This window comes from Sphingomonas sp. (genome assembly GCF_050725575.1).
Taxonomy (GTDB): domain Bacteria; phylum Pseudomonadota; class Alphaproteobacteria; order Sphingomonadales; family Sphingomonadaceae; genus Sphingomonas.
The window spans coordinates 57,836-69,188 of record NZ_JBOHHW010000026.1 but is presented as its reverse complement, the minus strand read 5'-3'; the positions used below and the strand labels follow the sequence as shown (position 1 = coordinate 69,188).

Sequence of the window (11,353 nt, the reverse complement as noted above, 5' to 3'; positions counted from 1 at the left end):
TCTGCGTCGCACTGAGGTTACCCGCGTCACGCGCGGTGACCACGATCGTGTACACTCCGCCACTCGCCTGGCTCGCCGAACGATCGATCGTACCCGAGATCACACCCGTCGCTGCATCGATCGTCAGACCGGCAGGCAAGCCTGTCGCGCTATAGGCGAGCGTCGTATTGTCGATATCGCTGAACCCGCCTGCCGTCGCCACCGATACGGTCGACGCATCGACATTGGTCCGCGATGATAGCGTCCCCGTCGCCACCGGCGCATCGTTAACGCCGACGACCGTGACCGTAGCGGTCGCTGTCTCGGTCGTTCCGTTTGATGTGACAGTATAGGTGAAGCTGGTCGTTCCGTTATAATTGGCCGTCGGGCTAAAGGTCAGTTGACCCGAGGCATTCAGGCTGACGGTTCCGTTGGACACCGCAACTGCGGCGCCGCCAGCGGTAATCGCAGATCCATTGATTGCCGTGATAGCTCGTGCGGCGTTTTCGAAACTGTCGTTCGCCAGCACATTGAGCGTGACGGCAGTGTCCTCGTTGGTCGTCGCGCTGTCATTGACGATATCTGCAACCGGCGTGACGTTGATGTTGATCGTGTCAAAATCAGCGAGGCCTTGCAGGACCGCAATGCCATCGACGAAATTGCCGACGCTGGGGCTACCGCCGGCAGAACTTACCGAGCGGAACTCAAAACGGATGATATTGCCGGTCGCCGCGCCGGTGAGTTGTCGAGTGTAGACACCCCAGGCCGTGTTGCCGTCCGAAAAATTCTCATTGAGCAGGACAACATCGTCCGCCGTGCCGATGACGCCATCGGCGCCCAGGTCAGTCGCCACCACGCGCATGACGTCGACACCGTCACGGCCCCGGTGTGCGAACTGGACGGAGACGTTGGAACCCTGGCCGGGTTGAAAATTCTGGTAAAGCGCCGCGACCTGGTTCGCGTTGATTTCGACGAACTGGTCGCCCTCATAGGCGGGAACATTCTGGAAACCGGAATCCCATACTTCGATTATACCATCAGTGGCATCCGTATCCCAGCCGGGAACCAGGCTTTCATTAGTAAAGTGGAGCGTGTTTGTGTCGGGATAGTTGGGCAGTTCGAATCCACCGTTGGTAAAGCCGCTGGCCGCCGTCGGATTCGTGATCGTGCGCATGGTGATCTGCGCCGGGCCGTTATAATCGGCCTTAGGCACATAGGTCAGGCCTTGCAGCGCCTGGTTGATCGCGGCGACCGAACCGCTGAATGTCATCAAATTATCCGCCGTGCCGTCACCCTGAGTAAAGGTGAGGCCAGCAATCCCGCTCAGGGACAATGTGCCGTTGGTCACGTTGAGCGTGATCGTCTGCACGCCGCCCTCGGCGTCGGAAATACTGATCGCATTGCCGTTCGCCGTGGAGAAAACCAGCGTTCCGTCCTCGGCAACGGCCTGGTTTCCGGGAATGCTGTTCACCGGCGGATCGTCGACAGCGCTGATCGCAACCGCGACGGTCGCCGTGGCCGTCCCGCCATGCCCATCCGAAATCGTATAGGTGATTGTATCGCTGCCATTGTAATTGGCGTTTGGCGTATAGGTTAGCGTACCGTTGGCGTTGATCACCACGGTTCCGTTCGCCGCGGTCGCGGTCGTTACGCTCAGTGAGTCGCCATCGACATCGGTGTCGTTGGTGAGCACCGTCACCGTGACGGGCGTATCCTCGCTGGTCGACGCGGTGTCGTTGACCGCCACCGGTACGTCGTTGACGCCGTTGATCGTAATCGTCGCCGTCGCGGTATCGGTGCCGCCATTGGCATCGCGGATTGTGTAGGTGAAAGTTTCGACTCGGGTCTCGCCGGCACCCAAGTGATTGTCGATGCCATTGTTAGCGTAAGTGAATGTGCCATTGGCATTGAGCGTCAAAATCGCGCCCGATGGCAATGTCGTGGCGGTACCGATGACGATCGTTCCGCCGCTCGAATTCTGTGCCGCCGAAACCGTCAGCGTGTCCGCCCGCGCGTCGCTATCGGCTCCGTTACCATTGTTGGACAGCACGTTACCGGTGAATGAGCCGACATCTTCATTTCGCGAAAAACTATCGTTCACCGCATCCGGCGAGCGATCGATCGCAGCGCCGATCTCGAAACCATCGCCGATACCTGCCACCGTGCCGGGATTCGTGCGGATGCTGAAGCTTAAGGTCGTGACCGTGCCGTTAACACGAACGCTGCCCGCCGCCGTCCCGGTCGCGCCAACCAGGCTTGATTCGGCGCCGGTGGTCACCTGTCCGACCGACCGCGTGATTGTGCCTGCCGTACTGTCCACGACCAAATGCGCGGGTCCGGCCACTTTTGTCAGCGTCAGGCCGGACGTCAGCAGCGTCAGCAGGGCACTATTCGACGTGCCCGTGGTCCCAGTGCCGCCAAGCCGGTCGAGGTTGATGATCGGGTTGACCACCGCCTCGCTGAAGGTGATGGTGATCGTCCCGACATCCGTGGTGTTGGTCGAGTTCCAGGTGGTCGCGAGCGACGGCTTGCCCTGGGCGCTATTGTCGAACGCGGCAATATTGTTGAACGTGTCGTTCGCCGTGCCGCTGAAAGTGCTCGAACCCGCGCCGCTAAAGGTGATCGTAACGGTCACCCCGTCGATCACGGTTGTCGATGTATTCCCAACGATCGTCCAGGCACCCGTATTGGACTTTGCCAGCAGGCCATTCCAGGCCCCTCCATCGAGCACCGTCGTCTGAACAAGCCCAACCCGCGCCTCGAGATCCCAATCGCCCGCACGGGCGGCCGCGCCCGTTGCATCGACCGACGCCGCCACATCGGCGCCTGTTGCCTGCGCGAGTGCATGCAATGCTGCGTCGCCGCGCTCCCCGGCGCCAAAATCACAGCCATAAATCAATATGTCGCCGTCGACCGAGAGCGTTCGTCCGATGGCCGCGAACGAGGACGCCAAACTGCCTCTGATCGCATCGGCATCGACCCGCGTCGTCCCAATCTGAAAAGCGCCGCCTTCCCCATGGCTTACAATGTGGATCGATTCGATGCCGCGGATGCCTGCCAGCGCGGTTCGGATCTGATCGATCCCATCACGCTGCGCATCGATAAGGATGACCGTCCCACGGCCTGACCATTGCTCGGCCAGTTCCGCATAGTTGGTCACACTGGTGTCGATGAAAATATACGAACCCGGATTAGCCAGGGATTCCACGGGCATCCTTCCGAAGAAGTTCGCCCAGGCACGTTCCATCGTGCCCGGATCCGCGCGGCCTTCCCGATGATGCAGATCATCGATCGAATCACGCCTTGTCGTGAATGCGTTGTCGATTAACGGGTGGGAAGCAACGGGCGGCCTGTCGCGAGCCACATCGTGTGGCACATCGTGATCGTTTCGACTTTGCGCAGCAGCGACATCAAGCGCGTCGACCGCAGTCGCGACCGCCGCGGCGTCAAACATCATCCGTTGTTCGAGCGCGATCAGGTGCGACGCAACGCGACGCCCTGCCTTGGCTCTCGGGCCAGCATCCGCGTCCAGCTTCCCCATACGCACCCCATACGCAAACAGCATAATCTGGATGTGATATGCCGCCCTTTCCAATCGGAAATCAACTGAGATCACGCTGAGAAACGAAATACCTAAGAATCAAACAGAGTTAGATACCGACACGTATATACATTTGTAATACAAGGCATGGCCCATCTACTATTTTAACTCGCATTTCGATAACCTGCATTTCACCTCTACCTGACACTAATACAGCTAAAAATAGGACATATGAGAGATCAAGTATGATATGAGTCCAATCGCATCGAGAAGACTCTCTTTCATCATCATTTCGCAACCGAAACCATTTAACTATCGGAAACTCGATTTAGGAGTAACCGGATAGAAAAAGCAGCCCTCATGATATCTCAGATGAAGCGCAGCTTGCGATCCTGGCCGGCACTGGTTCAGGTGCAAGCCTGTGACACCGCTGACCGATGATCGAGAGTTCCCTATTGGATGTTTATTGTCTGACATCTGATGGTGGGAAATGAGCGAAACCGGCGCAACTCAAATGTCCATATTTTCCAGGCATATGGTTTTTGAGGCGATCGGATCTTGAGCCAAACCAATATCGACCAACGGACCTGATGAGCTCGAGCGACGCAAACGATGCCCCGCGAGCTATACTCTCCAGATTCTCTTTGTTTTCTGGCGCTTTCGAGAAGCTTCAGAGTCTCCTGAAGCTTCTCGAAAAGAAATACTGGCTGGGGCGGCAGGATTCGAACCTGCGAATGGCGGCATCAAAAGCCGCTGCCTTACCGCTTGGCGACGCCCCAACAAGAATGCGCGGCCTTAAGGCCGGGAATGCCTCATGAAAAGAGGCAAAGCGCAGACCGCACGTTCAATCGAGGCGCGTGACCCAGCCGTGCGGATCAGGCGCCTGGCCGCGCTGGATTTCCACCAGGCGACTGCGCATCTGCGTGGTGAGCTGGCCGGCGGCGCCGCCGCCGATCGTGAAGCTGCCTTCCGGCGTGGAAACCTTGCCGATCGGCGTCACCACCGCAGCGGTACCGCAGGCGAAGGACTCAGTCAGCCGGCCGCTCGCCGCATCGGTGCGCCACTGATCGAGCGAATAGGGTTCCTCTCGTACCATGATGCCCTGGTCGTGCGCCAGCTTCAGGATCGAATCGCGCGTGATGCCGGGCAGGATCGTACCGGTCAGCGGCGGGGTGAGCATCGATCCGTCGTCGAACACGAAAAAGATGTTCATCCCGCCCAGTTCCTCGATCCAGCGGCGCTCGACCGCATCGAGGAATACGACCTGGTCGCAGCCCTGGCGGATCGCCTCGGACTGAGCGAGCAGGCTGGTAGCGTAATTGCCGCCGCACTTCGCGGCGCCAGTGCCGCCGGGTGCCGCACGCGTATAGTCCTGCGACACCCACAACGAAACGCTCGGCGCACCGCCCTTGAAATAGGCGCCGACCGATGAGGCGATGACCATATAGAGATATTCGGAGCTGGGCTTCACACCGAGGAACACTTCGCTCGCGATCATGAAGGGGCGCAGATAGAGCGAGCCGCCATCGCTTTCCGGGATCCAGTCGCGATCGATCTCGACCAGCTGACGCACCGACTCGAGGAAGATCTCCTCGGGCAGTTCGGGCATCGCCATGCGCCGCGCCGAATCCTGGAAGCGGCGCGCGTTTGCCTCGGGCCGGAACAGCGCCGTGCCGCCATCGGCGAGGCGATAGGCCTTCATGCCCTCGAAAATCTCCTGCGCATAATGGAGCACCGACGAGGCCGGATCCATCTGCAGCGGCGCGCGCGCCTGAATTTTCGCGCTGTGCCACCCCTGCCCCTCGGTGTAGCGCACCACCGCCATATGGTCGGTGAAGACACGGCCAAACCCCGGATCGATCAGCCGCGCGACGCGCTCGTTGGCCGCGACGGGCGACGCATTGGCTTCGATTTCGAACGACAGGCCGGTATTCGCGGTCATGACTTTCCTCTACGGGTTCGGAGCCGCCGCACCCGGATCGGGGCGGCAAACAGGTTGCGAACGCGTAAGACGGATGGCAAAACGGGTCAACATGGCTGCCCCAACCTCCTCTGCTTCACCGCTGTTCCTCCGCGAGCCTGAAATCCGCCGCGGCGTGGAACTGCTTTATTTCGGCAACAGCCATCTGACGCGCTCGATCGACCGTGGCCTGGCGGCACAGGGCCTGGGTCGCGCGCATCACCGCGCGCTCTATTTCGTGGCACGCCAGCCGGACATGACGGTCAGCCAGCTGCTTGGCTTACTCGCCATCACCAAGCAATCTTTGGGCCGCGTTCTCAACGAGTTGACCGACCGCAAGCTGATCGAAGTACGTCCCGGCGAGCGTGACCGGAGGCAGCGGCTGTTGCGGCTGACCGCGGATGGCGCCGCGCTGGAAAACACCTTGTTCGAGGCGTTGCGCGAGCGCCTGTCGGCCGCTTATGCAAGCGCCGGGCAGGCAGCGGTCGGCGGTTTCTGGGCCGTGCTCGAGGGGCTGATTCCACCCGAGGAACGCACGCGCGTCGAAGGCCTGCGCGACTGAGGCACAGGGTTTCTGTCGACTTGCACATCGCTGCTCCGGCGCGGCATGCCGATCAGAGCATCTTCAGATATTCCAGCAGGGCGCGCTTGTCGGCATCGGACAATGTCGTGCCGAATTCATGCCCGCAGCGGCTGTTGCCCGAATTGAGATTGTCGCAGCCCGTCGTCACCCGGTCGCTGTTGAGCCCGGGCTGCACCGCGGCCAGCCCCACCGCCTGAGTATCATAGGCGGCACCGACCTTGAACAACGCGGCGCGCTGACTGGCCGGCCTGAGCAGGTCGGCGAGCGTCGCGACCGATCCGTTATGGAGATAGGGCGCGGTCGCCCAGATGCCGAACAGCACGCGCGACTCGTAACGATGCTTGCCATCGGCGGGCGCCGCCGCCGCGTCGTTGAATGAATCGTCGAGCGCCTGTTTCACATCGTTCGACGGCATCGGCGCCTGCACCTCCGGGCTTACTTCGGAGCTTAGGCTCAGATTGGCCTTGGCGCCGCGGTCACGCCAGATCGCCGGCACCCATGACCCGCTCTGCAGGATAGCACCGCCAACCGCCACGCCAAGCAGGCTGAAGGTCGTGGCCGGGTTCGGGATCGGCTTGGTCAGGAACGGGATATGCGCGCCCTTCAGCACGCCGGGATCCGATTCCCGCGCCAATATGTCATATTGCCGCGTGTCGGTGCCGACATCGAGCAGCGGCGTCGCCCAGGTGCTTTGCCCGGGAATCCGCTTCACGCCGGGCGTGACGCCGTGACAGGAGACGCAGCCGCCCTGATTGTCGGGCAGGTTGAAGATCGCCTGGCCGCGTGCCGCCAGCCCCTGATCGATCGCGAAGGGCCATTTCGGCGCACCGATCTGCTTGACCAGATCCTCCAGCTTGAGCAGCCCGTCGAACTGCACCGAGGTCGCGTTGGGCGTGCCCCTGTTGAGGAAGTCTATGCCGAACAGGTGGAAGAAGGATTTGCGCGGCCGGAACTTGCCGAACACGCCGACCACTTCGCCGGTGTTGCGCGCCAGGCCGTAAATGTCGCTGCCATTGGCGGCAAAGCCGGGCCATTGCGTGTAATCCTGCTTCGGCGCGTTCCACAAAAAGGGATAACGAACCGGCGCATCGGCGAGCTTGATATTGCCCGGAATGAGATAGCTGGGCGGCTTGCCGAGATCGAGACCAGCGAGCCGGTCGAAGATCATGCTGACCGCGTCGAGCCGCCCGACGCCCCATAAGGGTGTAGGATAAGCGCCGGTGCGCAGCGCATTCTCGCGCAAATACCACAGATCCACATCCTTGCGCAGCTGCGTGACCTTCTTCTTCGGCGCATTCGCCCCCAGTACCTCCGCAGCGAAGGTGGCGAAGGTCGCATCGGTCGCGCGGACCCGATCGACCGCATCGAGCATGTCCGAAAGCAAAGCCTGGAAATCGACCAAAGCCGGGCCACCATCGACCCGGTATTGCTGCGTCCCGACGCTGATCTGGCGCGTGTGGCACGCCGCGCAGGTCATGCCGGCCATTTCCTGTCCCGCCGGCCCGGCCTTGGTGAAACCGACCGGCAGGTCGGCGCCGGGATTGGGCAGATAGCCGTAGCGCGCAAACTGGTCGCCGAGGAAAGGCTGGCCATCGGCCGTCGTCAGCGCCGCGAGCCAGGCATAGGGAATCATCTGCGATCCCTGGTCCCGACTGTAGAAATCACGCCGCGCGGCATCGGTCCAGGCGCTGCCCTGATCGAGAAAAATCACGCCGGACGCAGCAGACGCAACGGGCGTGTCCTGCCCCACCGCGCCGCTCGCCAGAACGGTACCGGACAGAATGAGGCTGGTGGCGACCGACGCCGCGAGCGTGAGCTTTCCGAACGAGCGAGTGCTGCGCATCACCGATCTCCTGCTTGGTGGTTACGCGCACACAGGGACCCGACCCGGCAAGCGACAGCGATGCCAGTCACAGTCATTGGATCGATACGATGATCCGTTTCCCTAAGGGTAGAGTGGGACCATAGCGGCCCCTTCAAGGCAATCGCTTTTGGCTCCATTCCGGAACCAACTACGGCGCTCAGCGGGCGGCGGCGGCCATTTCGGTATTGCGCCGGACCGAGGCGCGGATGGTCTCGACCAGCAGCGTCTTCAGCACATCCTCGCGATCAAGCACATTCAGCCCCTCGCGCGTCGAGCCGCCGGGGCTGGCCACGCGGTCGGCCAATATCGCCGGCGACACGTCGGCCGCGGCCGCAAGCAGTGCCGAACCCTGCACCGTGGCGACCGCAAGCCGTTCGGCCTGCTCGTCAGGCAGGCCAAGCGTGCTCCCCGCCGCGGCCAGCGCGTCGATGAAGCGATAGAGAAAGGCCGGGCCGCTGCCGGCAAGCGCGGTCAGGACATTGAACCGCGCATCGTCACCGATCCATTCGACCAGCCCGAGCGGCGCCATCAGCGCGGCGACCTGGTCGCGCGCCGCCGTATCGGCGCTTTCCGAATAGAGCCCGACCACGCCCTTGCCGATACCGACCGGCAGATTGGGCATCGCGCGGACGATCGCGCCGGCACGGAAGCGCTTGGCCAGCGCGGCCTCTTCGACACCGGCCAGGATCGAGATCAGCACCGGCACGCCGGCCAGCCGATCGCCATGGAGCGCCGCGATCTCGTCGATCTGCTGCGGCTTCATCGCCAGCATCACCATATCGGGCAGATCACCGTCCGGCAGGTCGCGGGCTTGGCGCACGCCGGTGGGAAACTCCCGGTCCGTCCGATTGACGATATCGATCGCGTCAGGCGCCACCGCGCCGCTGGCAACCCATTGGCGCAGCATCGCGCCGCCCATATTGCCGCAGCCGACCAGCCACAATCGCGGCGACCTCACGCCTCGCCCTGCGTCTCGGTCATTGCCGCGGCCATCGCTTCCTTCGGGCTCTTGCCGCCCCACAGGACGAACTGGAACACCGGATAGAAGCGCTCGCACTCGTCGATCGCGGATTCGACCAGCAATTCCGCGGCGCCAAGCGACAAGGTACCGCCATCGCCCTCGATCATCGCGGCATGGCGATAAAGCAGGATCCCGCTCGACGACCACAACTCGAAATGACCGACCCAGAGCTGTTCGTTGATCAGCCCGATCGCTTCATAGATCGCCCCGCGGCGCTCGTCAGTGACGCGAATGTCGGGAAAGGCGAGGAATTGCAGCACGCTGTCCTCGTCACGCCACAGCGCGCGAAGTTCATACTGCGTCCAGCTACCCTTGACCTTGGCGATCACCTCATCTTCGAGGCGCTCATGCTCCCAGCCATGCGCCGAAAAATAGCTTTCGAGCATATCGATCGGCGCGGCATCGTCGCGTTCGTAATCGGCTTCGTCGAGCATCACTCGTGCCCCCTGGCGGCATCACTCATGTACACAGCGGTGCCGGGGTGGATGATCTCATGCAAGCCGCTGACCGGCAAGGCTTTCGAAAAAACTGTGGAAAAGATGATCAGGCTCCGGCTTTCGGCTTTCGCGCCGGCTTGTCCGCACCCTTGCCTTCGAGCGCATCAAGCCGTGCGCGCAACGCATCGGCATCGTCACGCGCGGCCGCAGCCATCGCCTTGACCGCCTCGAACTCGTCGCGCGACACGAAATCGAGCCCGCCGATCCATTCCTTCGCGCGCGAACGGGCGCCGGCCTCGGCTTCGCGGCCGACGCCGGCGAGCGTGCCGGCGGCGCCGTTCACGAACTTCACGAAATCGTCGAAGAGCTTGTTGTCGGACTGCATGGAGACATTATTCCTGAATAAAATCGTCAGAGGCTGATTTGGGTGCTGCTCGACGACGGCACAAGTGTTTCGGCATTGGGGTTCAACTGATCAATCTGCAAGATCAAAAGTCCGGCAAACACCAGCCAGGCCAGATACGGCACGAACAACCAGGCCGCCGCGGCGCGAATCCGGCCGAACAAAAGCGTCGTCGCAAATGCGAGCACGAACATGACAGCCATCACGATCAGCGCCCAGAATACCTGATGCGCGCCGAAGAATAACGGGCTCCAGATCAAATTCACCACCAGCTGCAGCGCGAACAACATGATCGCCGGGCCACGCAGCTTCGACCCGCGCGCATGGATGATCATCGCCAGCGCTAGGCCCATGAAGATATAGATGATGGCCCAGACAAGCGCGAAAACCCAGTCGGGCGGTGTCTGGTCGGGTTTGACCAGCGCCACATACCAGCGATTCGCCGCGCCGGTCGGCACCAGCCGCGCCGAAGCGAAGCCAAGCAGCAGGATGAACGGCACAGTGACCATCGCCCAGCGCAGGAACGCCAGCCGAAGCTGCTGTTTCGATGCGATTTCCCTCAACTCAGTCGCCCTTCCGTCCCCGTCGCGGTCTGGACGCCGCAATGAGCGCCCTTGTCGGTTCCGCGACACTTTGTTCGCAATATAGAAGAACGCAAGCGGAAGCGGAGCCTTAAATTTCCGCAGATGCGAACGAAATCAGGACGCTTTTGTCTTTCGCTTATTGCACGACAGCCGCGATCAGGAACTCGACATTGCCTTCGGGACCGGTGATGGGACTTTCCACGACCCCCGCGACACTCCAGCCGCGCGACGCGAGCCAGGCCGCGACCTCATCGCAGACGCGGCGATGGATCGCCGCATCGCGCACCACGCCGCCCTTGCCGACTTCCTCGCGCCCCGCCTCGAATTGCGGCTTGATCAGCGCCATCAATCGCGCGCCGGGCGCGGCAAAGCCAAGCGGGACGTCCAGTACCTTGGCCAGGCCGATAAAGCTGGCATCGCACACGATCAGGTCGACCGGTTCGGGGATATGCGCGGCGGTCAGGATCCGCGCGCTGGTCTGCTCATGGACGATCACCCGGTCGTCCTGGCGCAATTTCCATGCGAGCTGGTTGGTGCCGCTGTCGACGGCATAAACGCGCGCCGCGCCGCGCTGGAGCAGCACATCGGTGAAGCCGCCGGTCGACGACCCGACATCGATCGCCACCGCACCGGTCACATCCCAGCCGAAATGGTCGAGTCCATGCGCCAGCTTGATCCCGCCGCGCGATACCCAGGGATGATCGCGCCCGCGCACATCGAGCATGACATCCTCGGCCACCGCCTGCCCCGGCTTGTCGATCTTGCGCTCCCCGGCAAACACCAGCCCGGCCATGATCAGCGCCTGGGCGCGGGTACGGCTCTCGACCAGGCCGCGATCGACGAGCAATTGGTCAACACGGGTCTTGGGCATGCCTGTCTTCTCGATTCGTGCCATTCCTTAGCGGCTTGGGCATGACGACGCACGGCGTGATCGGTACAATAGGGAAAGCGGTGCGGAACCGGACAGGGGCGCAACAGTTA

At 62.1% G+C, this 11,353-nt stretch carries 10 protein-coding genes and 1 tRNA gene; 2 read left to right on the top strand and 9 right to left on the bottom strand.

The features are described from left to right. Nucleotides 1-3,139 (bottom strand): Ig-like domain-containing protein (locus tag ACRECS_RS17070; RefSeq protein ID WP_431584146.1); only part of this gene is annotated, 3,139 nt, incomplete at its 3' end. Nucleotides 3,140-3,346: 207 nt separating this feature from the next. Here ACRECS_RS17070 and ACRECS_RS17065 point away from each other — a divergent pair. Next, complete coding sequence (locus tag ACRECS_RS17065; RefSeq protein ID WP_431584145.1) at nucleotides 3,347-3,589, top strand: hypothetical protein; 243 nt, start codon at nucleotides 3,347-3,349, stop codon at nucleotides 3,587-3,589. A 635-nt stretch (nucleotides 3,590-4,224) separates the two neighbouring features. On the opposite strand, the gene ACRECS_RS17060 is transcribed toward ACRECS_RS17065, so the two are convergent. Beyond that, nucleotides 4,225-4,299, bottom strand: a tRNA-Gln gene (locus tag ACRECS_RS17060). A 65-nt stretch (nucleotides 4,300-4,364) separates the two neighbouring features. Beyond that, a complete protein-coding gene (locus ACRECS_RS17055; RefSeq protein ID WP_431584144.1) occupies nucleotides 4,365-5,462 on the bottom strand; it encodes a branched-chain amino acid aminotransferase in 1,098 nt (365 codons plus the stop codon). 91 nt (nucleotides 5,463-5,553) lie between these two features. Between ACRECS_RS17055 and ACRECS_RS17050 the strand changes: the two genes are divergently transcribed. Next, a complete protein-coding gene (locus tag ACRECS_RS17050) occupies nucleotides 5,554-6,042 on the top strand; it encodes a MarR family transcriptional regulator (RefSeq protein WP_431584143.1) in 489 nt (162 codons plus the stop codon). 52 nt (nucleotides 6,043-6,094) lie between these two features. Here the strand turns inward: ACRECS_RS17050 and ACRECS_RS17045 are convergent, their stop codons facing one another. The 6 genes from ACRECS_RS17045 to ACRECS_RS17020 all read right to left on the bottom strand — a co-directional run bounded on the left by ACRECS_RS17045 (nucleotide 6,095) and on the right by ACRECS_RS17020 (nucleotide 11,243). Beyond that, on the bottom strand, nucleotides 6,095-7,906 hold the full coding sequence (locus ACRECS_RS17045) for a di-heme-cytochrome C peroxidase (protein ID WP_431584142.1): 1,812 nt from the start codon (nucleotides 7,904-7,906) through the stop codon (nucleotides 6,095-6,097). A 178-nt stretch (nucleotides 7,907-8,084) separates the two neighbouring features. After that, a complete protein-coding gene (gene proC, locus ACRECS_RS17040) occupies nucleotides 8,085-8,885 on the bottom strand; it encodes a pyrroline-5-carboxylate reductase (RefSeq protein WP_431584141.1) in 801 nt (266 codons plus the stop codon). Next, nucleotides 8,882-9,382, bottom strand: coding sequence for a YbjN domain-containing protein (locus ACRECS_RS17035; RefSeq protein WP_431584148.1), 501 nt, complete (start codon nucleotides 9,380-9,382; stop codon nucleotides 8,882-8,884). Before ACRECS_RS17035 ends, proC begins: the two co-directional genes overlap by 4 nt. Nucleotides 9,383-9,491: 109 nt before the next feature. Beyond that, complete coding sequence (locus ACRECS_RS17030) at nucleotides 9,492-9,770, bottom strand: accessory factor UbiK family protein (RefSeq protein WP_431584140.1); 279 nt, start codon at nucleotides 9,768-9,770, stop codon at nucleotides 9,492-9,494. A gap of 26 nt (nucleotides 9,771-9,796) precedes the next feature. Further along, on the bottom strand, nucleotides 9,797-10,351 hold the full coding sequence (locus ACRECS_RS17025; RefSeq protein ID WP_431584139.1) for a TspO/MBR family protein: 555 nt from the start codon (nucleotides 10,349-10,351) through the stop codon (nucleotides 9,797-9,799). 157 nt (nucleotides 10,352-10,508) lie between these two features. Then, nucleotides 10,509-11,243: a TlyA family RNA methyltransferase gene (locus ACRECS_RS17020; RefSeq protein ID WP_431584138.1), complete on the bottom strand. Its 735-nt coding sequence runs from the start codon at nucleotides 11,241-11,243 to the stop codon at nucleotides 10,509-10,511. Nucleotides 11,244-11,353 lie beyond the last annotated feature (110 nt).